The organism is Polyangium jinanense (assembly GCF_028435265.1).
Lineage (GTDB): Bacteria > Myxococcota_A > Polyangia > Polyangiales > Polyangiaceae > Polyangium > Polyangium jinanense.
This window is the reverse complement of sequence record NZ_JAGTJK010000081.1, coordinates 1-21698: the sequence shown is the minus strand read 5'-3', so window position 1 is coordinate 21698 and position 21698 is coordinate 1. Positions and strand designations below refer to the sequence as shown.

Genomic DNA, 21698 nt, shown 5'->3' with positions numbered 1-21698 from the left:
ACCCAGAATGGCGAAAGCATCCATCACACCCCTACTGCTCGTCCTGCTTTCGGGCGGTTCGCTCGGCTGTGAGCTCATCGCCAAGGTCGACCGCAGCGAGATCGACATCGGCGCCGGCGGGAGCGGCGGCGCGGGCGGCAATGGCGGCGCGGGCGGCGGCGAATGCACCCCCGAGGACGACGAGAATCCCTGCACGGAGGACGTCTGCGAGGACGGCGTGCCCACGCACAAGCCCACGGCAGCCGGGACCGCCCTGCCCGATCAGGTGACGGGCGATTGCCAAGAGGCCGTGTGTGACGGCAACGGCGTCGTGATCCAGCAAGCCGACGACGCCGACCTGCCCGACGACATGAACGAATGCACGAGCGACGTGTGCACCGCGGGCGTGCCGTCGAACCCCCCGCTTTCGGCGGGCTCCGCCTGCGGCGCGGGCCTCGTGTGCGACGGCAATGGCATGTGCATCGGCTGCAACACGCCGGCCGATTGCGCGGGCATGGACGACGAATGCAAGGCGCGCACGTGCGAGGCCGGGGTCTGCGGCGTGAGCTTCACGCCCGCGAACACGCCCGTGGCCATGCAGGCCTCCGGGGATTGCAGCGCGATCGTGTGTGACGGCAGCGGCGACACCACCACCATCGCCGACGACACCGACCTGCCGCCCGACGACGCGGACCCCTGCAAGGTCCCCTCGTGCAGCGCCGGTCAGCCAGCCGTGGCCGACGCGCCGGACGGCACCACCTGCGCGGACGGCGACGCGTGCACGCAAACGGACACGTGCCAGGCCGGCATGTGTCAGGGCGCGGATCCGCTCGTCTGCGCCGTGAACGAGACCTGCACGGCCGGCGCGTGTGTCTGCCCGAGTGGCTACAGCCTCGTCGCCACGACGGTCGCCATGGCGTCCGCGAATGGAGACGTCGTGGCGCCGGACCTCGACGGCGACGGCAAGCTCGACCTCGTCACCGTGCACAGAAACAGCGGCCAGGTGAGCGTGCGCCTCGGCCTGGGCGACGGCACGTTCGGACCGCTGGTTCAATACACTGTGGGGGGGGAGAGCGCCGCCGTCTCCGCGGCGGACCTGAACGGCGACGGCAAGACGGACATCGCCTTCCTCGGCTCCAGCATCACCGGAACCCTGCAGGTGATGCTGAACCAGGGCGACGGCACCCTCGCCGCGACCGTGAATTACCCGACGAACGGGTTCCCGTACGGCCTCGCGGCCGCAGACGTGGACAGCGACGGCGACGTGGACCTCGCCGTCGCGTACTTGGCCGACAACAACGTGAGCGTGTTCCTGAACCAGGGCGACGGCACGTTCGCGGCCAAGGTCGACTACCCGGTGACGACGAGCGGGATCGGTAGCGCCGTGCTCAAGGCCGGGGACCTCAACAAGGACGGCAAGCCCGACCTCGCGTTTTCGCGCAGCGGCCGCGTCTACGTCCTCCTCAATCAGGGGGACGGAACCTTCGGCGCATCGACGTCGTACCCGGTCACCGGCGTGCAAGCTTTCTCGATCGAGATCGCCGACCTGAACGGCGACGGGATGCTCGATCTGGCCGCGCCCTATGGCAACGCCACCTTCGGCGTGAGCGTGTTCCTGAACCAGGGCGACGGCAGCTTCGCCGCCGCGGTCGGCCATGCCGTGCCGACGCTCTCCAGCGATGTCGCGGCGGGGGACGTGGACGGCGATGGCGACCTGGATCTCGCCCTCGCCAGCTCGAACGGGGACGCCGTCCACCTGTTCGTCAACCCGGGGGACGCGAGCTTCGGCACGCCGATCACGTACCCCTTGTCGAACGGCGTCTACCGCATGACGGCAGCCGACCTGAACGCGGACGGCCGGGCGGACTTCGTCGTCGGGGGCGAGGGCCCCGTGAACGTGTTCCTCTCGACCTGCGCGCCCTGACGCGCCCCTCCCCGGTGGCGCGTTCACGCGCTCGTCGATGGTCAGCGGCACCTTCAGCGGCCGAGAGCAGGCCAAGGTGCAGGCATTCACGATCAACGCGGGCAGCCAGCCCAAGGGCGCGCTGGCCGGGGAGAGCATGGTTGATAACGACAGTCGGCCGAACGGTCGCCGCTGAAAACTTGACGATGATGGAAGGGACCAGAATGACGAAAGCATCCATCGCACCCCTATTGCTGCCGGGCGCGTTGGCGTTAGCCGCCAAGCACCGCTCGCTGCGCGCGCTCGCGGCTCGATGACGGTGAGTCTCCGGCACAGCAGGACCGTGAGCGCCCTGCTCCTCAGGTGCGGTCTTCCGCACTCACTCCCGCGGAAGAGCGACGGAATCGAGGCCGCCTCGCGTCCAGGCTCCGTCGCCTGGCGGAGCCGGCCGAGACCGCGTCCACCGAGCACCGCAACACCGATGGCACCAACATTGAATACGGCGACCCGAAACTCACAAGCCAGCGCTGGCCAGCCCGCGCGGCGACCATGGACGACAACGATACCCAAATGACTTTTTCTCTTATCCGTCATCTCAGCGCCCTCGTGCTCCCGGCCCTGCCGATTATGAAAGGACCCAGAATGACGAAAGCATCCATCACACCCCTCTTGCTCGTCGCGGCGTCGTTCGGCGGCGCTTGCGGAGGCGAACCGACGACGCAGGAGCTCGGGCCCGCGAGCGCCCTCCGACAACGATTTCCCGAACAAGCAGCTCAGGTGCTCGACCAGGACGCGCTGATACGCGCCACGGACGCGAGCTTCTCGCTTTCGGACACGTCGGAGGCGAGCGCCTCCTCGCGCGCTCTCGTCACCCTGCCGCGAGAGGGTCACGAGACGATCCGCTTCCGCGGATTCGGCGGGGTCGAGGTGCGTGTGCACGAGATCGGCACGCAAGGGAAAGGCGTGCTGGCCGACCACGCGGTGGCCTATCCACGCCGAGGAGGCACGTCCTTCTGGACGCGCGTCCCGGAAGGCGTGGAGGAATGGCTCCACCTCGAAGCATCCGCGGTGCGCGCTGGAGAAGCGGTGGCGGCATGGCAGCTCGACGAGATGACCGCGCGGCAACGTGGCGATCGTGTGGAAATCGTCGATCCCCTCGGCGTCGTGCGTCTCACGGTCACCGCGCCGGTCGCGTATGCGGCCGAGGGCCGGAGCGTGGGCGTGTGGCTCGTCGCGAAGGGGACGAGCTTCGAGCTGCACGTGGACGCCGATGCAGAGGAGGTGCTGGTCGATCCCCTGTGGATCTCCGCTGCCATGATGAACACCGGTCGAAGGTGGCACACGGCGACCCAGCTGCCGGATGGCAAGGTGCTCGTCGCGGGTGGAGAGAGCTCCGGGAACGCGACGGCGAGCGCGGAGATCTACGATCCAGCGACGAACACCTGGACCGAGACGGGCTCCTTGATGAAGGCCCGCATGTCGCACACCGCCACGCTGACCGAGTTTGGCTATGTGCTCGTCGCCGGCGGCGAGGCCGCTGGCGCGCCGCTCGCGATCTCCGAGGTTTATGACCCGATGAGCGGCACCTGGTACTTTGCGGGCGCGCTCAAGGTTGCCCGGACCCGCGCCACCGCGACCCGGCTCCCCGATGGCCGCGTGCTCGTCGTGGGGGGCGAAAACTCGCTCATGGGCGGCGCGCAGAAGAGCGCGGAGATCTACGATCCGCTCGTAAACTTTTGGACCGACGCGGCAGCCCCGACCACGGGCCGCTGGAACCACACGGCGACACTGCTTCCGAATGGCCAGGTGCTCGTCGCCGGCGGCAGCCTCTCTGGGCCGGACGGCGTCGAGCTCTACGACCCGGCGGCAAATAGCTGGTCGGCGGCGCCGAGCATGATCCAGCATCGATCGGAGCATACCGCGACATTGCTCGGCAATGGCCAGGTGCTCGTCGCCGGCGGCTCCGACAGCGAGCCCCTGGCGAGCGCCGAGCTTTACGATCCGGCCACGAACACCTGGTCGGCCGTGGGCTCGTTGAACCAGGCGCGTTATGCGCAGACGGCGACCTTGCTCGGCAGCGGCGAGGTGCTCGCCACGGGCGGCTGGGGCGGCGGGAAGGTCCTCGAGACCACGGAGATCTTCGACCCTGCAAGCAATACGTGGAAGCCGGCCGGCGCGATGACCGCGGCGCGCGAGCACCACTGCGCGACGCTGCTCGGCAATGACGAGGTGCTCGTGACGGGCGGCCATGGAGACGCGTCGTTCTCGATGACGAGCACCGAGCGCTATGCCTCACTACCGCTTGGCAGCGCATGCGTTGGTGCGGACGAATGCGCGAGCGGCTTTTGCGCCGACGGCGTCTGCTGCGATACGGCCTGCAGCGCCGGCGCGTGCGACGCATGCACGATGGCCGGCGGCGCTGCGTCGGACGGCGTCTGCACGTTGCTCACCGGGACGGCGTGCGACGATGGCGATCTCTGCACGAGCGATGATACCTGCCAAGCGGGCACCTGCGCGCCGGGCAGCCCGGTCGTCTGCCCGGCGCCCGACGCGTGCCACGAGCCGGGCGTTTGTGAGGCGCAGTCGGGTCAATGTGTGGACACGGCCAAACCCGACGGCACGCCTTGCCCCGGCGGCACGTGCCTCGGCGGGGCTTGCATGTCCGGCAGCTCCTCGTCGAGCAGCGGCACCGGGGGCAGCGGCGGCAATGGCGGCAGCGGTGGCGATGGCGGTAGCGCCGGCAGCGGGACGGCGACCGGTACGGGGGGCAGCGCGGATACCGAGCTGGGTGGCGACGGGTGCGGGTGCCGGTTGGCGAGCGACACGGGGGCGGGGGCGCGCTGGGCAGTGCTCGCCTTGCTGCCCTTCCTCCGGCGGCGTCGCCGCGCGGGACGCGCGATGAGGGGCTAGAGGCCGTTTCGCTGGGGCGTTGCCCCAGGCCCCAGCAGGGGCTGTCCGCCCCTGCACCCGGACCAGCCAGGGGCTGGACCCGGGGTCGATGAACTGCGCGATGCGCAGTTCATCGCAGCTTTCACCCCCTCTACGCCGCGCGGGCAGGTCCCGCGACCTCCGTCATCGGTCTTCGACCCCGTTCCCGCAGGTCCCGGGACCTCCCGGATCGGTGTGGGACCCCGTTCCCACAGGTCCCGGGACCTCCCGGATCGACGTCGCGCTCCGTTCCCGCAGGTCCCGGGACCTCCCAGATCGATGTTGCGCTTCCGTGCGCGAAGGTCCCGGGACCTCCCGGTCGATGTTGCGCTCCGTTCGCGAAGGTCCCTCGGGTCGACGCCGCTGCGCTGGGGCGTTGCCCCAGGCCCCAGCAGGGGCTGTCCGCCCCTGCACCCGGACCAGCCAGGGGCTGGACCCAGGACGATGAACTGCGCGGTGCGCAGTTCATCGAACAGGCCAGGTCAAGACCAGCGACGACCCGCCCATCAAGACCGCGGCGCTGACGATTCAACAGGCAACGTGCCCGTCGCCAGCGGGCAACGCGCCTTCCTGGTCTTGCACCGGCCTGTGGGAAGAACTGCGCATCGCGCAGTTCTTCCACCCCGAGTCCAGGGCTTGCCCTGGTCCGGGTCGAGGGGCGGATAGCCCCCGCGGGGCCCGGGGCAGCGCCCCGGCGCGACGCCTCGTCGGGGCGGAGCCGAGGCGCCGGGCGCCGAGTGTGCCGAGGGCGAGCAGCGAAAGCGCCCAGGGCTTCCAGGGCGAGTGGGCCGGTGCGCCGGGAGGGGCGAGGGCGCAGCCGCTGTTGTCCACGGTGTGCATGTCGGGCGGCGGGGGTACGCAATGGTGCGTCGGGTCGCAGACATACCCGGACGCGCAGTCGTTGACCGAATCGCAGCTCGTCTTGCAGGACCGCGAGAGACCGAAGCAGACGTAAGGCACGCACTCGGGGCAAGCGCAGCGGACGTCCTTGGTGCCGGTGCAGCCGCCCGCCTGGCAGCGGTCCTCCGTGGTGCAGTCATTGCCGTCGTCGCACGGGGTATTGTCGTCCGTATTCACCGGCAGCGGGCATACCCCGGTCTTGGGGTTGCACGCGTCCTGCTTGTGGCACGGGTCAGGCATCGCGCACAGGGTCGGGTCTTGGCCCGTACAGACGCCGCTCTGGCAGACGTCCGTCTGGGTGCAGAGATCTCCGTCATCGCAGGTGGGGCCCGTTAGCAGCGTACAGGTGCCCGCCGTCTGGCCGCCCAGGGGGGTGATCTCGGTGCTGACCGAGCAGACGTCGCAGGGGCCGGCGGCGCAGGCCGTGTTGCAGCAGACGCCGTCGACGCAGAAGCCGCTCTGGCAGTCGGTCGGCCGGCCGCACAGCGTGCCATTGGAAAAGAGCTCATAGCGCTCGGCGGTGGCCAGGGGAATGAAGCCTTCGCCGAGGCCGCCGACCAAGAGCACACGCCCATCCTGGAGCGCTGCCCCCACGGGCTCGCTCCGGGGCGTGATCAACGAGCGGACCTGTTGCCAGGCATTCTTGGCCGGATCGTAGATCTCCGCACCCGCCAAGGGACCGCCGGTATCGGCGCCGCCGGCAACGAGCACCCGACCGTCCGGCAGCAACGTGGCGACATGGCCCATCCGGGCGTCGAGCATCGGCGCCACAGGCGTGAAGATCTTGGATGCCGGGTCGAAGAGATCCGCCGAGGCGAGCGCGCCGTTTTGGCCCGCGCCGCCGGCGAGGAGGACCCGACCGTTCGGCAGAAGGGTGGCCGTATGGCCGGTGCGGGGGGAGCTCATCGCGGCTGGGACGAGCGTCCAGGTGCTGTTCTGCGGGTCGTACAGCTCCGCGTCGCTGCGAGGGCCACGGGTCCCATTGCCCCCGGCGACGAGCACCTGGCCGTTCGACAAGAGCGTCGCGGTGACCTGCCACCGGGCCTCGTTCATGCTGTCGATGAGCGCCCATGTGTTCGTGGTCGGGTCGTACAGCTCTGCGTCCTGACGAATACCCGTCGTCCCCCAACCCCCGGCGACCAGCACCCGCCCCGTATCGAGCTCGACCGCGACGTGATAGGCGCGGTCGCCATGCATCGCGGTGGCGGGCGTCCAGGTTTTGGTCGCCGGATCATACCGCTCCACGCTCGTCTCGTAGCCGGTTTTGCTGATGCCCCCGGCGACCAGCACCTGATCGTCGAGCAGCAACGTCGCGGTGTGAGAGGCGCGGGCGGTGCTCATCGCGCAGGTCGGGGGCGCGTCGTCGTTCGCGCAGGTCGACGTGAAGCTCCCCATGGCCGGGTCGTACAGCTCCGCGCTGGCCTCGTAGCCTGCCGCGCTGGTGCCTCCGGCAACCAGCACGTGGTGGTTGGACATCCGCGTCGCGGTCGCGTGGACACGGCCGGCGCGCATCGAATCCGCGGCTGCCCAACGGCCAGCCGGGTCGTACAGCTCTGCGCTCGCGAGAGAAACAGCGTTGAGGACGCCGCCCGCGACCAGCACTTGCCCGCTCGGCAGCAGCGTCGCGGCGTGATTCCAGCGGGTGGTGCTCATCGCGATGGCCGGGAGAAAGCTCTTGGTCGCCGGGTCGTACAGCTCCGCGCTCGCGAGATTACCATTGTCAATGTTGTAGCCGCCAGCGACGAGCACCTGCCCGCTCGGCAGCAGCGCCGCGATGTGATCCTGGCGGGCGGTGCTCATATTGACGGCTGGGAGCCAACTCTTGGTCGCCGGGTCGTACAGCTCCGCGCTCGCGAGATCACCATTGTCAATGTTGTAGCCGCCGAGAGGGCGCGGTAGAGCACCATGCCGAGCGACCACAGGTCGGTATGAAAGTCGATGCTGCTGAGGCCCCGCGCCTGCTCGGGGGACATGTAAAGCGGCGAGCCGACGAGGCTTCCGGTGCGGGTAAGGCCCGTGGTCGGGCCGCCCTGGCTTGGCTCCGGCTTGATCTTGGCGATGCCGAAATCGAGGATCTTGACGACGATCTCGCCCTCCGCGCGGCGGGCGAGGAAGATGTTGGCGGGCTTGATGTCCCGGTGCACGACGCGGGCCTCGTGAGCCTTCTGGAGGCCGAGGCAGACCTGCGCGGTGATGCGGAGGGCAGCGTCGACCTCCAGCTTGCCGACCCGGTCGAGCAGCTGCTGGAGGTCTTCGCCTTCCAGGAGCTCCATCACCATGTACGGCGCCTGGGTCTTCGGATCGGTCCCTGAATCGAGGACCCGAACGATGTGATCGGTGTCGATCGAGCCCATCGCCTTCGCTTCGCGCTGGAAGCGGCCGACGCCGCTGCTGCTCCGGAGCAGGAGGCTTCCATCGATGCACTTCAGCGCGACGTGCTCGCCCGTCTCGAGCTGCTCGGCTTCGTAAACCGCCCCCATCCCCCCTTGGCCGAGCAAGCGGATGATCCGGTAGCGTCCGTCGAAGATGTCTCCGATCAAGGCATCGGCGAGAGTAAAGGAGGGGGGCGTCTCGGCGCAATGCCGCCCCCATGTCGAGGAACAACGGACGTTGTCGAGCGGGCTCGCTCTTCTTCCACGCGGAGGGCGCTAGAACCCGTAACGCGTCAGGGCTCAGGGCGAAGAACCCGCCATTTTCGAATGGGTACACGTGGCCCGCGTGTCCTCACCCGCAAGAGGACGCTCCCGCTCCGGCGCCTTCCGCAAGAACCGCACGGTATCATCGAATTTTCTTGCACGACAGATACACATGTGCGTTCGGCATCGGTGTGAGCCCAACATTTCGACATTGCATCGCGCTCGCACACTTGCCGGAAAGCACGCGCTCGTCGCGAGCCTCGCGGGTTTCGAGGACGAGACGAAGGAGGTGAGCCCAAAGCGCGGCGGGGGTCACGGCGGGGTAAGCGAGACCTGATTGTGCACCGCTTTTGAGGAAGGGGGGGCAGGTCGAGTCCCGGATGTCCAATGCACCCGTAATCGGATCCGCCAAAACGCGCGCAATGCTCCGCCCCATCACACTTTGGCTCGCCTTGCAAGGGGTGGAAACCCACCCCTCCACAGAATGTTCCTCTCCGTTACTTTCCACTCGCTCGGGCCGCCCCGCATGGCGCTCCACTTCGCCACGCTCTCCCCGGCCGAGAAGGAAACCCGCATGAGACACATCCGTTTCTTCGCGACGCTCGGCCTCGCCATGCCCGTCGCGCTGCTCGCCGGCGGCTGCATGAGTACGCCGGACACGATGGACGGCAGCACCGACGACCCCATCGGCGAGGCCGCGCAATCCCTCGAGACCGACCAGGCCTGCTACGGGGACCACCCCCGGCCCACGGCTTTCTGGGCGGGCGCCGGCAACGCCGACGACGTGTATGGTGCGCACAACGGGACGCTGGGCCTCGGGGTCACCTTCGCCTCCGGCAAGGTAGGTCAGGCCTTCGCCTTCAACGGCCTCACCGACATCCGCGTCGCCGACTCCCCCGCGCTGACCTTCCCCACGGCGATGACGCTCGAAGCCTGGATTAACCCCTCCAACGTCCTCCTGACCCAGGCCATCATCGGCAAGAACCGCGGGCTCCTCGGGACCGGGTACAACTTGCTCATCGGCGGCGGCAAGCTGGTGTTCGGGATGAACAACGGCAGCAACTTCGCGCTCGCAAGCAACGCCACGCTGTCCGCCAACACGTGGACGCACGTGGCTGCCACCCGCAACGGCAACGTGGTGAAGCTCTACATCAACGGCGTCCTCGACGCGACCTCCACGAGCGCCTTCTCCAGCGCATTGATCGACAGCGCTTTCCCGCTGACCATCGGTAGCGAGGACACGGTCTTGCTCCGCTACTTCACGGGCCTCATCGACGAGCCGGCCGTCTGGGGGGCCGACCTCACGGCCGCGCAGATCGCCGGCATCTATGCTGTCGGCGCGGCCGGCAAGTGCCACTGCGTTCCGGAGAACGACCTCTGCACGACCGGCAAAATCTGCTCCCAGACCCCGAGCAGCTACACCTGCGGCTGCCCCGCGGGCTTCACGGGGGCGAACTGCGAGATCAACATCGACGACTGCACCGCCGCGCCCTGTCAGAACGGCGGCACCTGCGTCGACGGCGTGAATAGCTACACCTGCACCTGCGCCGCCGGCTTCACGGGGACGCACTGCGAGATCAACATCGACGAGTGCGCCTCCGCGCCCTGTCAGAACGGCGGCACCTGCGTCGACGGCGTGAATAGCTACACCTGCACCTGCGCCGCCGGCTTCACGGGGACGAACTGCGAGATCAACATCGACGACTGCGCCTCCGCGCCCTGTCAGAACGGTGGCACCTGCGCCGACGGCGTGAACGGCTACACCTGCACCTGCGCCACCGGTTTCACGGGGGCGAACTGCGAGACCAACATCGACGACTGCGCCGGGAGCCCCTGCCTGAACGGCGGCACCTGCGTCGACGGCGTCGACAGCTACACCTGCCAGTGCGCCGACGGCTACCAGGGCTCCGTTTGTCAGAACCTGGTGGGCTGCGTGAGCGGGCTGCCGACGGCGACCGGCTTCTGGAAGGGCGAGAACGACGCCGCGGACAGCTCGGGCAACGGCTACAACGGGACGCTGCGCACCGGGGTCGCCTTCGCCGCCGGCAAGGTCGGGCAGGCGTTCGACACCCAGAACGGCGACATGGCGATCGCGACGACGGCGACGCCGTTCGCGAGCCTCAACGACCTGACGGTGGACATGTGGATCAACATCAACGACGCCACCGGCTACCAGGTCCTCTTCTCCAGGAACCGGGGCACCGGCGGCACCGGCTACGCCGTGAGCCTCAGCGACGGGCAGCTCGGCTTCGCGGTCAACAACGGCGCGGGCGTGAACACGGGCTTCTCGGCTCCGGTGTCGCTCTCGCTCCACACCTGGTACCACATCACGGTCTCGCGACACGCCAACGTGGTGAAGCTCTACGTCGACTGCGCGCTCGTCGGGCAGACCTCGAGCTTCTACGCCGGCACGATCAACCTGTCCTCGGCGCTTCCGGTCACCATCGGCAGCGAGGACACCGTGGGGGGCCGCAACTTCCGCGGCCTCATCGACGAGGCGGCCTTCTACCCCACGCAGCTCAGCGACGCGGAGGTCTCCTCGATCTGCGCCGCCGCCTCCGCCGGCGTCTGCATCCCGTGAGCTGAGCCTCGTCCACTCCGTCGCGCCGAGGTCCCCCTTCCCGCCGGGCTCGCCCCGCGCCGCAGTCCCCGCCCTCTCCCGCCTCATCCGTCGAGCGCCGCCCATAGCCTCCCCAGCTCGGCGGCGCCGCCTATTTCCAGCTTCTTCATCGCCCGGCCCCGGTGCCTCTCCACGATGCCCTCGGAGATGCCCAGCTCGGCCGCGACCTGCTTGTTGAGCAGCCCCCGCGCCACGAGCGCGCACACATCGCGCTCGCGCGGCGTGAGCAGGGAGATGCGCGCGCCCACCGCGCCTTCCTCGTTTGCGCTCGGCGGCGGTGATCTCGCGAGCGCGGCGGCCAGCGTGGATCCCCGATGGGCGCGGAAGGCCTTGTCTATCGAGCGCCCGCTCGCGCCGGTGACCACGCTGAGCTCGCGCATGGACACCGGGCGCGGCCCGGCGGCCTCGACGTATTCCTCGACCTTGCGGACCGCGCCGATGCCGGCGCTCGGCGCGCGCGTCTGGAGCAGATGGGCGTAGTCGTGCGCCTGGCCCAGGAGGAGCGCGCGCACGACGGTCTCGCCGAGAGGGGCTATGAGCCGCGGCTCCTGGAACATCGCGGATCTCTTTTCGATTTCTCGTGCCAGGAAGAGGCACAGTTGCCGGAAGGACTCGCCGTAGCCGGCTTGGGTGTCCATGAAGAGCGCGAACTGCGGCGGCCCGTGCACGGTCCGGCCCGTGAGCGCCTCCAGCTCGGCCTGCAGGTAGGCGGGGTCGATGCGCACGGTAAACGCGCGGACGCCTTCCGAAACCCTCCAGACGAAGGGGCGTCCTGGCGTGAACACGACCGCGCCGCCTTCCGGCGTGATGTCGGCTGCGGCCTTGTGCGAAGTCGCGTGTCCGCTTCCCTCGATGAGCAAAACCACGTTGTAGCCCGCGGGCGTGACGCGCATGATGGGCGTACCGCTGCTCCCCGTGCTGAGGAAGGCGACGGGGCCCGTGCTGGCGAGGCTGGCCCGCCACTCGAACCGCTTGGCGTCCGCCGCATCGAGCTGCGACTCACCGTACGTGCGGAGGAAGATGTCGCGCGCCTCGTCGAGATGGCACGTTTCCACGAGCGTGTATGGGCTAGGCCCCGACGAAGCGGCATCGCTGGTCATGAAGAACAGCGCGAAGTTACGTAATCTCCGGTACGAAGCAAGCTCTGCGCTCACGCTTGGGACGATTTTGACCTCGCAGGTCGCACCCGGAGCGGGAGCAGGAGCGGAAGCGGAAGCGGGAGCGGCAGCGGAAGCGGGAGCGGAAGCGGAAGCGGAAGCGGAAGCGGAAGCGGAAGCGGTAGCAAAAGCGGAAGCGGCTCGGTTCCCGGGCGCATGGTGAGCCCCCTGGTTCGCTCTCCCTTGCCGCCAGCTGGTCAACCGTGCGATTCGGTATGCCATGCAAGCAATGACGAGACGCCGCTCGGCAATGCTGGGCGTGCTGGTGTCGGGCTTCGTTGGGGCAGGGATGACGGGGGCGTGCGGATCGAACGAGCCGGGGCCTCTCGGTTCGGGCGTTACGCCACCCGACAAGGCGCCCGGATGCCCGGCGTCGATTGAAAAGCCGTGCATGCGTTACCGCATCCCGCTCGTGGGAAATCCGAAGACGGACGTGGCGCTACGCGCCAAGTACATCGCCGCGTTCGGCACGGCCTGCTACATGTCCGAGGCCAATACGTTCGACTGCTTCTATCAGAAGTGGGAGGACGCGTGTGCCGATGCCGTGAAGATCGGCGAGGTGTCGGGGAATGCGCCGTACGACGATAGTTACACGTGCCAGCCCGTCGGAAACGGTGACTACACGCGGCAAATCGGCTCGGATGTCGCGAACAAGATCACGATCAACTACCAGGCCGCGCCGCGGCAGACGCCGCTCATCGAGGTCAACGGCATGCCGACGGAGGTGAACGGTCCCTACCGGAATTTGCCCGAGCCGCAAGTCGTTGGACCGGGGATAGACTTCTACAAGAAGACCCTCGACAAGAACGGAAAGCTCGTCGACCAGCACGACCTGATCCTCCAGGTGAACCGCGACGCGCACGGCGGCAAGGTTCACTCTGATCTCGCGGGCTTCAAGTTCCCTTGTGATGATGAGAACGGCAAGCCGACGACGTGCACCGAGCCGGACGTCCTCGACGATCCGCCTGGCTACCCTCCAGCGAAAGCACAGGTGCACCACATCGTGCCCATGAAGGACCAGCGCTGCTGTCCGTGGGGCACGAACTCGAACAAGAACGCGGCCGTCATCTCGACGAAGCTCAACCGGTTTTTTTGGTACAACGACCCGCCGGCGGACGAGGTGGTGCAGATCAACCAGGTTCCGGCGTACACGCCTTGACGCGGCTGGCGGACGCAGGCGGCGAGCACGTGGACGCCGAGACAAACGTGCTGTAGGAAGGCACCATGGTCGAGCGAAACCACCCTTTCGGACACCTCGTGTTCGACCGCGACGCTATCGTCCGCGCCGCGTTGCGCGCCTACGTCGAAGGCATCCTCGCACATCTGGACCCGCTCAGGCGCCATCGATTCGCGGCCTCCTTTTATCCGCGTTGGCTGGGCGACCTCCGGCGGGGCGCCTTCGACAACGGCGACGGATGCGGGAACAACGACGTCGTGGCGTGGACCGAGGCGGGCGTTGTTGGTCTCGCGTTCGAGCTCGGGTGGGGTCCGATCCAGCAGCTCGGGCTGTCGGCCTCTGCGGTGACGCGTGGCCCGGACGATGTGCGCGCGGCGCTGCCGGGCCTTCCGGACGAGCTGGAGCCCGCGCTTGTGATGGCCACCCGCATGCTCGGAAATGGAAATCATGGGGAGAAGCTGGCGGGCGTGGGCTTTTGGCTCTACGGCGATCGTCTCGCCGGCACGCTCTTCGACGACCCGGGGGCCTGTGGCGCCGACCGGCTGGCCGCGTGGGGCTTGCTCCGAGGTGGTCGGCTGCCGCGCGTTTGGGATCGAGAGAACGACGCGGAAGTGGCGGAGCTCGACCGAACGGAGGCCGGCCTCATCCACGCGATTGTGAACGCAGTAACCGCCCGCGCTCTGGTTGGCCCTACGGAGCTGACGACGGACGAACTCGCGACGCTGCTTCCCACCCCGCCCGACCCGGAGCAATTGCTCAACGCGCAACGCAAGCTTCAAAAGGTGGGCATCACGTGGCCCGGTTCGCCCGAGATCCCCCCGCTGGCGCGTCCACGTATCAACCCTTTTACGGGCGAACCCTTTACGGAAGCGGAACTCGAGCGTTTCATCCTATGAAGGCGCAAGCTCCCACGGATCAACATACCTCGACGCAAAGCGGACGCGGTGGCGGGAGCGGGAGCGGGAGCGGAAGCGGGAGCGGAAGCGGGAGCGGAAGCGGGAGCGGAAGCGGGAGCGGGAGCGGAAGCGGAAGCGGCATCGGCAAGTGCAATCAGATTGTGTACCGCGTGGGCCCTGGTCATCGATACTCGGCTTGACGGCGACGGCGGGCGGACTCTCGGCTGGGAGCCGAGCTTTGCCATTGCTGCCCGAGGTCCGGGCGATTGTGCCGACGTGGCACGAAGGATCGGACGTCGTGGACTCCTCCTCGACGACGATGCGGAGAGGTGCCCGGCAATGCGCTTACGGCGTGTATTCGAAGGCTCCGACGTCGTACGGGCCGACTTTGCGGGGCAGCTTGTCGAAGTCGGTGGTGAGGCCCAGGCTGGACACGTCGGTCCCGGCGTCGACTGCGCTCGACGTCGAGAGGAGGTGATAGTCATCCTCGCCTGCGTTCACGAAGTGGCTCTCGAGGCTGCCCGTGGTGACGTTGGTGGACGCCTTCCAGTCGACGCTGGCGTTGAGCAGGTGGATGGCCTCGGACGTGCGCAGGAGCAGGTTGTTGTGGCAGAGGTTCCCCTGGCTGTGCGAGTGGTACATGTAAATGCCGTGCGGGCCGTCGTTGACGATCGTGTTGTTGAGAATGCGGAACGGCCCGTTCTTCGCGCCCACGTCGTTGTCCTGGATCACCAGGCCCACGTCCGTCGCGGTGATGATGACGTTGTTGTAGATGTCGATGTTGCCCGGGCCCGCGATGAACAGGCCAGCATAAGCGTCCGTGCCGCGGACGAAGTTGCGGTACACCCGGCCCGAAGTCCCGGGGTTGATGTCGAGGGCGCCCGAGTTGTAGGGGCTGTCGCCGGTGGCCCCGGCAATCACGACGTTGTCGTAGACCTCGGTGTCGTAATCGACCGTGCCGTCGTTGTCCGACCAGGCACTGCCGACCTGGATGCCGTCGGCGGCGGTCCTCTCCACCCGGTTCGCGTACACCCGAACCCCGTGCAGCTCGGGCTCGAACTTGCAGTCGTTCTCGCACACGATGGTGCCATTGCCGGCGTTGACGCCGCACTGGGCATTGCCGTTCTCGACCAGCTCCAGAGCGCCCCAATGCGAGCCGCCGATGTAGAACCCTTCGCCTCCGGTATCGTGCACGTTGTTATGGTGGAGGAAGGTGTTCTCTTGCACGAAGGACTCGCGGTGCCACTTGCAGCTCACGTTGGTGCGGGCCACGATTCCCGCGTACGCGGAGCTCTTGACCTCGACGAAGGCGACCTCGATGTCGGACGACCCGTCGGTGATCTCGAGGCCGTTCGCGCCCTGGTTGCCCGAGGTGGCAATGGTGATCCCATACGGCTCCGCCGCGGCTCCGACGCCCACGATGCGCACGTAGCGTGACTCGAGCACGCCCAGGGCCGCATTGGCGTGGCTGTGCGCGAAGTCGACCCGACCGCCGCAGTTCACGAGGGTGACGGGCGCCTCCGGGCTGCCCTCGAAGCCGCGGATGTTCAGCGTGTCGTAGGCGCCGGCCTGGAGGCAGACCTTCGAGCCTGGCTTGATGTCGAGGAGCTTCTCGTAGTCGGGGGTGCCGTCGCCGTTCGCGTCGTAAAAGTGGTTGGGGGTCGCGTAGAAGCCGCTCGAGGTCGTGAGGATGAAGTCGCACGTGCCGCCGTCGGCCACGAGCTTGCACGCCGTCGGCTCCGGGCCCGTCGTGGCCATGTGGAAGCTCGCCTGGGTCGGCGTGACCTGCCAGTTGCCGGCAGCGTCGCGCCCGATGATCTTCAGCGTGCGCTTGCCGGCCGCGACGGATGGGATCGAGATCGGCGCCGCCACCGGCTGCTCGTCGCTGAAGGCACCGTCGTCGATGGCGTAACGGTAGTGGGTGACGTCGTCGCCGGCGACGCCGGCCGAGAGCGGCACCGCGTCGACATACCAGTACGCCGGCGGGGCCAACGCGAAGATTGCGGTTGGTGGATCGTGATCGTCCGATGTTCCTCCGCTGCCTCCGCTGCCGTTTCCTCCGCCGCCGTTTCCGGAACCTCCGTCTCCGCCTCCGCTCGTTGCATCAGGGTTCGGAGCACCGTCGCACCCGACCCCGATGAGCAGTGCCAAACCGATGCTCCACAAGAGGTGTATTCGCATTCGAATCCTCCATCTTTTCACTCGTCTCCCGCCGCTGACACGAGCGTACGCCAAGACGTCGTACGATGGGACCCCATCCGCACGAACATCGAACGCGCGGTTCGGGAGGGTCTGCGTCGGCGCCGAGCTGAACCAGCGATCGCAGGTTGGCGAATTCGGGCGGGCCGTGGAGAGTGTCCCGTTTCGGTCTCTGGACGTGGCCTGAGCAATCATCGTGCGTTCGGTGCCCACACGCCGGCCTGAGACGAGGCTTCGCCTGCGCCGCGTCTGGAACGGAGAGTGCAATGCCCTAGACAACCCCGGAGGCGATATGCGGAAGGCGTTGATGCAGTGTTTTTTGGTGGCAGGCGCGCTCTATCTGATGGCTTGCGGTGGTGGAATCGGATCCGCGGCCCACTGCGGTCCCAAGAGCGGGTTGAACAACAAGGCAAGCTGCACCGTCACGAGGAGCGCGGACTCCTACACGACGGTCCTCACCGGCGGACAGCCCAATTTTCTCTACCTGGTCGAAGTCGGCGGCGTGAACGACCCGCTTCACACCTTCTCCGGGCAGGTGAGCGATGAAAATGGCACCGCGAGCTTCAGCGGTGTCTGGTACGAAAACACAGAAATCAAGGTGCTTTGGAGCGAGTACCCGCACATCACGGGGAATAAGCCGGTCGCGCACTGCAGCGCGGAGTCCCCGGGGCGGTCGCGGCTCGCTCGCCCCACGTCCGCAAGCCCCACGCCTCCGTAGCGATCACCGCGCCGTCAGGCGGGCGAGCTCGGGCAGGCCGAACAGGCGCGCCTCTCCATAACGCGGCTCGTCCGGGTTGCGCTCGTTGTGGGCGTCGAAATCGGACATCCGAACGAGCTTTCCGTTCGTGCGACTCGTGAGGTCGTCGATCGAGTCGTAGGCCTCGACGTACGACGTCATCGCCTCCGCGAGGCTGTCGACGTCCTGCTCGTCGAGCTCCGGCAGGTCGCGCGCGAGGCAGGCCACGACGTCGGCACGCCCGAGCGTGGCTGTCCGGTGGGCGAGCGTGCAGAGGCACACGGCGACGTCGGTGCCGGCGTCGACACGAGTCCCTTCGGCGACGAGCACCTGGTGCGGATCGCTCACGAACCAACCGTAGGGCGGGCTGCCGATCCAGCAGCCGAGCGGGTTGCCGCGCGCGTACTTGATGGAGTCGACGATCTCCTTCTGGGTCGGCACGCGCTCCTCGCCGATCAGCACATGCGTACGGACGCGCTGCACGATGCCTGCGTGCGGCGTCGCGAACCGGCGCGGCCACGGCTTGTCGCACAGGATGGCCACGACGCGCGTTGCGTCCGCCGTCTGCGCGAGCTTGCGCGTGATGCGTTCGCCGTCGTCGGGAAGCACGCGGCGGAGGAGCGAGAGGAGCTCGTCGAGCGTCATCTAGGTCGCCGGACGATAGGCAACGCGAAGGGGCTTTGTCCAGGTTCGCCCCTCCGCCGCCGGGGCCGCGGCGGGGGTCTTCGAGCATTCTCTGCCCCAACGGGGCCCAGAGGCGCCTTCCCTCGGGCACACGTGGGCCTTGGCGAACAAGCGCGCGCCTCTCTCGGCGGCCGCGGCGAGCGGCCCTTGGGCGCGCGGGCCGCTACGCCAACACGAACCCGAGCTGTTCCCAAGAGGGATCACGAGCCGGTGCGCGGGTCAGCGGGGAGGAGCGGACGCCGATGTGATCGAGGATCCTGCGGACGACGGCGGGGTCGGTGAGGGTCGCGAGCACCCGTGGCAGCTCTACCAGAAGCGTCAACTCAATACCGCCACGCTCCCCTAACCCACGCTCGTCATGCTCTCCGGCATCGGCCATGCATCGCCGCAAATCAACCGTGCATCCTCGAACCTCGCGGGCACGTCAAGAAACAGTCCTCTCCGCGCCGTGGCCGCTGTTCGCGGTCCGCCGCGTGCCGCGCCGCGCACGCCCACCCTTCCCGCGCCTCCCCTGCAAGCGGTGAACGGCACCCATGCCCCTCGGGCGCTTCCTCTGCATGCGGGGAGCGACACGAACGCCCCTCGGTGCACGCCCCTGCGTGCTGCGGCGTGCACCGAACCCCCTTCGTGCACGTCCCCGCACGCCACGATCGGCGCGAAGGGCCTTCGGAGCACGTCCCTGCACGCACCGATCGACACGGAGCGCCTTCGGCGTCGATCTTTGCACGCCGGGACGGCGCCCGAACACCGTCTGCGTCCTCCGCGTCGCGCGGATCGTGAGCAACTTTACCAGCATACGGGAAACGAACGTAGCCTGCGCCGATAGCCAATCCCCGTGACGACACACCCACCCGAGGCGTCCCCAGTAGCCTGACCATCGTCACGTCGACGGACACGACCGGCTCGGCCTTCGCCGTGGCGGAAGCGGAAGCGGAAGCGGGAGCGGGAGCGGGAGCGGAAGCGGTAGCGGAAGCGGCAAGCGAAATCGGTTTGTGTACCGTTTGACGAGCTCGACTCTCCGCGGCGCGGAATCGAGCTGGGCCTACTTTGCCGAAGGCGCGGCCGAGGACGCAGGTGCGGCGCTCCCTGCACCGGCGGAGGCCGACGCCTCCGGTGCTGCGGCCGTCGCGGCGCCGGGGGAGGCCAGTCGCTTCGTCACCTCTAACGAGAGCTCGACGCAGAGCCCCCGCTTCGCGTCCTTATTTCCTTCCGAGTTGCTGGTCCACGCTCGCGACGGGCCCTCGGCGCGGATGGCGACCTGGCAAGTGGGAGCACCCTGGTCATCGAAAACGACGGCCCTGCCCTCGATGATGCCCGGAACGAGGACGGTGCCCGCCACCTTCGGGAGCTGCTCGCTCTTCATCTGAAAGAGCACCAGCTTCGTCGTCTCTTCGACTTTCTTCTCCTGCCAGTCTCCCGCGCCGTCGCGGTAGCTGAACCATGCTTCTTCCTCGCCGAACCCGGTCGAGCCGCAACTCTCGGGCGTGCCGGTGCCGCCCTTGCCGCGGAGCACCAGGCGAAGCGGCTTCCCGACAGGCGTCGTGCAGGCGGCGATGTCTTGCTGTGGAAACGCGGCCACGGCCTTGTTGAACAGGGCGCGCCGGGGAGAGACGCCCGCCGCGTTGGTCGAGCTCGACGAGCCCGACGGACCCTTTTCACCACACGCGGCGGTCGTGAGAACAAGGAAGAGCAGGGGGAATAGGCTCACGCGAACGTTTGTCATGCGCCGTATCTACACAGATCGGCCGCCCTGCGGAAGCGGAAGCGGAGGCGGAAGCGGGAGCGGGAGCGGGAGCGGAAGCGGTAGCGGAAGCGGTAGCGGAAGCGGGAAGCGGCTGACCTCGTCTGGACGACGCGTCCGGTCAGCCGGGCATTTCAATCGCGATCCGGCGCGCCCAGCGGAAAAAACTTCCGATACGGCCGGGCTTCGTCCACGGCCCGCGCGAAAGACGGCCGCTGCAGCAGCCGCTGCCGGTAGGCGGTCACGCGAGGAAAACGTTCGCCAATCGGATGCGTCCAGTCCGCATAGAACAGGAACGGCGCGGCGGCGCAGTCGGCCAGGCTGAAGTGGTCGCCGGCCGCCCATTCGCGCTGCGCCATCGTCTTGTCCAGCCAAGCATAGGCGGTGTCGAGCATCGCGCGGGCCTCTCTCACGCCGTAGGGGTCGCGGTCAGCCTCGATGCGCAATGCATCGAACACGACCTTCTGCTGCGGCGTGGAAACGTAGTTGTCGAAGAAGCGGTCCATCATCCGCACCTCCAGCGCCGCCTTCGGGTCTTCGGGGATCAAGCGCACGGGGCCGGGATGGTGGAGGCCGAGGTATTCGATGATGCAGGTGGCCTCGATGATCGTGCGGTCGCCATCGACGAGGACCGGAAAACGCTTGAGCGGCCAGAGCGCCGAAAGCGCCTGCCCCGCCGGGCTGTCGGGGCCGTTCACCACCTGCGGCTCGAAGGGGATGCCGTTCTCGTACAGCGCGATCAGCGCCTTCTGGCTGTAGGACGAGAAGGGATGGAAGTAGAGCTCGAGGGTCATGGACATGTCTCCTTGCGTCTTCACGACGAACGAGGGCGGCCGGGTTCGACACGTTCATGCATCAGGGACGCGCCCCGGGCACGCGTGTTGTGCACGATCACGATCTGCGCCATGCTCGCCGCGGCATGGAGTCGAGCGCGCCCCGTCACCTCGAGCTGTCGTCGAAGGATCGTGATCTCCTGGCCGCCGTCTGGGAGCGCGCGGGCCGGCCGTCGCTGCGCATGGATCCAGTGGATGTCGAAGGCGCCTCCGAGGCGCTCCGGACGGCAGTCCCCGACCTGATCCTGGCCATCCTGATCGCCGAAGGCCGCACGCCCGGCGACCTGGTCAGGCTCACCCAGTCGATCGTGAGCTTCTACGAAGCCTCAGATAGGGGCGACTGGCGTCGCGCGACGAAGTTCGATCACATCGCGTTCGCCGAGCTGTCTTCGAGAGACGCCTCGGAGCCCATCTTCGGCTGCTTCGCACGAACAAAGAGCCCGGCCAAGCTGAAGCTCGTGGCGTGGGACCTCCGGAGACCGAGGCAGGGCGGTGAGCCGCTCGCGGATCTCGGCGCCTATCTGAAGCGGCGCGAGGAGGCAGCCGGCCAGGGAGCACGCGCCCCCATCGGAGACAGCTCAGCCTTCCGTCCGGTCGTCGAGCGCGTCGCACCGCCCCCGCAAGACGTCGCGCTCGTTCATCACGCGAAATTCGGCGAAGGCAAGGTCATCGAACAGCTCGGCGACGGCAAGCTCCGCATCGACTTCGGCACGAACGGCATCCGCGTGCTCGCGGCGTCGTTCGTCACGGGGAAGCCGTAGCGCCGACGCAAAGCGCCGCGCCGGGGCGCCGCCCCGGACCCCGCGGGGGCTGTTCGCCCCTCGACCCGAACCAGGCACGGCCTGGACCGAGGGTGGAAGAACTGCGCGATGCGCAGTTCTTCCACCAGAGGCCGGTGGCAAGACCATGGAGGTGCGTTGCACGCTGGCGACGGGCACGTTGCCCGTTGAATCGTCAACGCCGCGGTCTTGACCTGGCCTGTTCGATGAACTGCGCATCGCGCAGTTCATCGACCCCGGGTCCAGCGCTTGCGCTGGTCCGGGTCCAGGGGCGGACAGCCCCTGGTGGGGCCTGGGGCAAAGCCCCAGCGAAGCGCCTCCCAGACGAGACCAATGCTTGTATCAACCCCACCCTGTAGTAGGCAGCAAGCTGGGAGAGGGTCGCCGTACACTGCTTGAGGCTTTGTCCTCGTACCTGAGATCGGCGCCCTCGACCGGTGTTCTTGGCTCGGACGGTATCATGGGGTCCCCCTCCAGGGGGCATCCCCGCATCTACAAGCGCGAGCATGGACACCGGCTCCGAGGCTCCC

Annotated in this window: 15 protein-coding genes; 8 read left to right on the top strand and 7 right to left on the bottom strand. The window is 68.0% G+C overall.

Features of this window, described 5'->3' with window-relative positions; translation table 11 throughout:
- Positions 1–7 precede the first annotated feature (7 nt).
- From KEG38_RS51045 to KEG38_RS51035, 3 genes are all read left to right on the top strand, one after another.
- Entirely contained in the window at positions 8–1903 is a 1896-nt protein-coding gene (locus KEG38_RS51045) for an FG-GAP repeat domain-containing protein (RefSeq protein ID WP_272428208.1), read from the top strand.
- A gap of 37 nt (positions 1904–1940) precedes the next feature.
- Entirely contained in the window at positions 1941–2078 is a 138-nt protein-coding gene (locus KEG38_RS51040) for a hypothetical protein (protein WP_272428206.1), read from the top strand.
- A 446-nt stretch (positions 2079–2524) separates the two neighbouring features.
- The gene (locus KEG38_RS51035) at positions 2525–4792 is read left to right on the top strand and encodes a Kelch repeat-containing protein (RefSeq protein WP_272428205.1); all 2268 of its coding nucleotides are present in this window, start codon (positions 2525–2527) and stop codon (positions 4790–4792) included.
- A gap of 546 nt (positions 4793–5338) precedes the next feature.
- On the opposite strand, the gene KEG38_RS51030 is transcribed toward KEG38_RS51035, so the two are convergent.
- Positions 5339–7510: a Kelch repeat-containing protein gene (locus KEG38_RS51030; RefSeq protein WP_272428204.1), complete on the bottom strand. Its 2172-nt coding sequence runs from the start codon at positions 7508–7510 to the stop codon at positions 5339–5341.
- Positions 7507–8250: a serine/threonine-protein kinase gene (locus KEG38_RS51025; protein WP_272428203.1), complete on the bottom strand. Its 744-nt coding sequence runs from the start codon at positions 8248–8250 to the stop codon at positions 7507–7509. Before KEG38_RS51025 ends, KEG38_RS51030 begins: the two co-directional genes overlap by 4 nt.
- A gap of 670 nt (positions 8251–8920) precedes the next feature.
- On the opposite strand from KEG38_RS51025, the gene KEG38_RS51020 reads away from it, so the two are divergent.
- Positions 8921–10927 carry a LamG-like jellyroll fold domain-containing protein gene (locus KEG38_RS51020; RefSeq protein ID WP_272428202.1) on the top strand — a complete coding sequence of 669 codons (2007 nt, stop codon included), beginning with the start codon at positions 8921–8923 and terminating at the stop codon, positions 10925–10927.
- An 83-nt stretch (positions 10928–11010) separates the two neighbouring features.
- Here the strand turns inward: KEG38_RS51020 and KEG38_RS51015 are convergent, their stop codons facing one another.
- The gene (locus tag KEG38_RS51015; RefSeq protein ID WP_272428201.1) at positions 11011–12021 is read right to left on the bottom strand and encodes an AraC-like ligand-binding domain-containing protein; all 1011 of its coding nucleotides are present in this window, start codon (positions 12019–12021) and stop codon (positions 11011–11013) included.
- 493 nt (positions 12022–12514) lie between these two features.
- On the opposite strand from KEG38_RS51015, the gene KEG38_RS51010 reads away from it, so the two are divergent.
- Together KEG38_RS51010 and KEG38_RS51005 are read left to right on the top strand one after the other, a co-directional pair.
- A complete protein-coding gene (locus KEG38_RS51010) occupies positions 12515–13282 on the top strand; it encodes a hypothetical protein (RefSeq protein WP_272428200.1) in 768 nt (255 codons plus the stop codon).
- Between the two features lie 65 nt (positions 13283–13347).
- Positions 13348–14196: a hypothetical protein gene (locus KEG38_RS51005; RefSeq protein ID WP_272428199.1), complete on the top strand. Its 849-nt coding sequence runs from the start codon at positions 13348–13350 to the stop codon at positions 14194–14196.
- Positions 14197–14541: 345 nt separating this feature from the next.
- Here KEG38_RS51005 and KEG38_RS51000 read toward each other — a convergent pair whose 3' ends face one another.
- Positions 14542–16188, bottom strand: coding sequence for a choice-of-anchor Q domain-containing protein (locus KEG38_RS51000; RefSeq protein WP_272428198.1), 1647 nt, complete (start codon positions 16186–16188; stop codon positions 14542–14544).
- 499 nt (positions 16189–16687) lie between these two features.
- On the opposite strand from KEG38_RS51000, the gene KEG38_RS50995 reads away from it, so the two are divergent.
- Positions 16688–17113 carry a hypothetical protein gene (locus tag KEG38_RS50995; RefSeq protein ID WP_272428197.1) on the top strand — a complete coding sequence of 142 codons (426 nt, stop codon included), beginning with the start codon at positions 16688–16690 and terminating at the stop codon, positions 17111–17113.
- Positions 17114–17116: 3 nt separating this feature from the next.
- Here KEG38_RS50995 and KEG38_RS50990 read toward each other — a convergent pair whose 3' ends face one another.
- The 3 genes from KEG38_RS50990 to KEG38_RS50980 all read right to left on the bottom strand — a co-directional run bounded on the left by KEG38_RS50990 (position 17117) and on the right by KEG38_RS50980 (position 20350).
- Complete coding sequence (locus tag KEG38_RS50990) at positions 17117–17776, bottom strand: hypothetical protein (RefSeq protein WP_272428196.1); 660 nt, start codon at positions 17774–17776, stop codon at positions 17117–17119.
- 1081 nt (positions 17777–18857) lie between these two features.
- Positions 18858–19538, bottom strand: a complete 681-nt coding sequence (locus tag KEG38_RS50985) for a hypothetical protein (protein ID WP_272428195.1) — start codon at positions 19536–19538, stop codon at positions 18858–18860.
- Between the two features lie 152 nt (positions 19539–19690).
- Positions 19691–20350: a glutathione S-transferase family protein gene (locus KEG38_RS50980; RefSeq protein ID WP_272428194.1), complete on the bottom strand. Its 660-nt coding sequence runs from the start codon at positions 20348–20350 to the stop codon at positions 19691–19693.
- Positions 20351–20406: 56 nt separating this feature from the next.
- On the opposite strand from KEG38_RS50980, the gene KEG38_RS50975 reads away from it, so the two are divergent.
- On the top strand, positions 20407–21150 hold the full coding sequence (locus tag KEG38_RS50975; protein WP_272428193.1) for a hypothetical protein: 744 nt from the start codon (positions 20407–20409) through the stop codon (positions 21148–21150).
- The last annotated feature ends 548 nt before the right edge of the window (positions 21151–21698 follow it).

Excerpts from the sequence above, each read along its gene's own strand:
- KEG38_RS50995 (WP_272428197.1), top strand. The coding sequence starts at position 16,688 with ATGCGGAAGGCGTTGATGCAGTGTTTTTTGGTGGCAGGCGCGCTCTAT.
- KEG38_RS50980 (WP_272428194.1), bottom strand. The coding sequence starts at position 20,350 with ATGACCCTCGAGCTCTACTTCCATCCCTTCTCGTCCTACAGCCAGAAG.
- KEG38_RS51045 (WP_272428208.1), top strand. The coding sequence starts at position 8 with ATGGCGAAAGCATCCATCACACCCCTACTGCTCGTCCTGCTTTCGGGC.
- KEG38_RS51005 (WP_272428199.1), top strand. The coding sequence starts at position 13,348 with ATGGTCGAGCGAAACCACCCTTTCGGACACCTCGTGTTCGACCGCGAC.
- KEG38_RS50985 (WP_272428195.1), bottom strand. The coding sequence starts at position 19,538 with ATGACAAACGTTCGCGTGAGCCTATTCCCCCTGCTCTTCCTTGTTCTC.
- KEG38_RS51035 (WP_272428205.1), top strand. The coding sequence starts at position 2,525 with ATGACGAAAGCATCCATCACACCCCTCTTGCTCGTCGCGGCGTCGTTC.
- KEG38_RS51040 (WP_272428206.1), top strand. The coding sequence starts at position 1,941 with ATGGTCAGCGGCACCTTCAGCGGCCGAGAGCAGGCCAAGGTGCAGGCA.
- KEG38_RS51010 (WP_272428200.1), top strand. The coding sequence starts at position 12,515 with ATGCGTTACCGCATCCCGCTCGTGGGAAATCCGAAGACGGACGTGGCG.
- KEG38_RS51030 (WP_272428204.1), bottom strand. The coding sequence starts at position 7,510 with ATGAGCACCGCCCGCCAGGATCACATCGCGGCGCTGCTGCCGAGCGGG.
- KEG38_RS51020 (WP_272428202.1), top strand. The coding sequence starts at position 8,921 with ATGAGACACATCCGTTTCTTCGCGACGCTCGGCCTCGCCATGCCCGTC.
- KEG38_RS50990 (WP_272428196.1), bottom strand. The coding sequence starts at position 17,776 with ATGACGCTCGACGAGCTCCTCTCGCTCCTCCGCCGCGTGCTTCCCGAC.
- KEG38_RS50975 (WP_272428193.1), top strand. The coding sequence starts at position 20,407 with ATGCATCAGGGACGCGCCCCGGGCACGCGTGTTGTGCACGATCACGAT.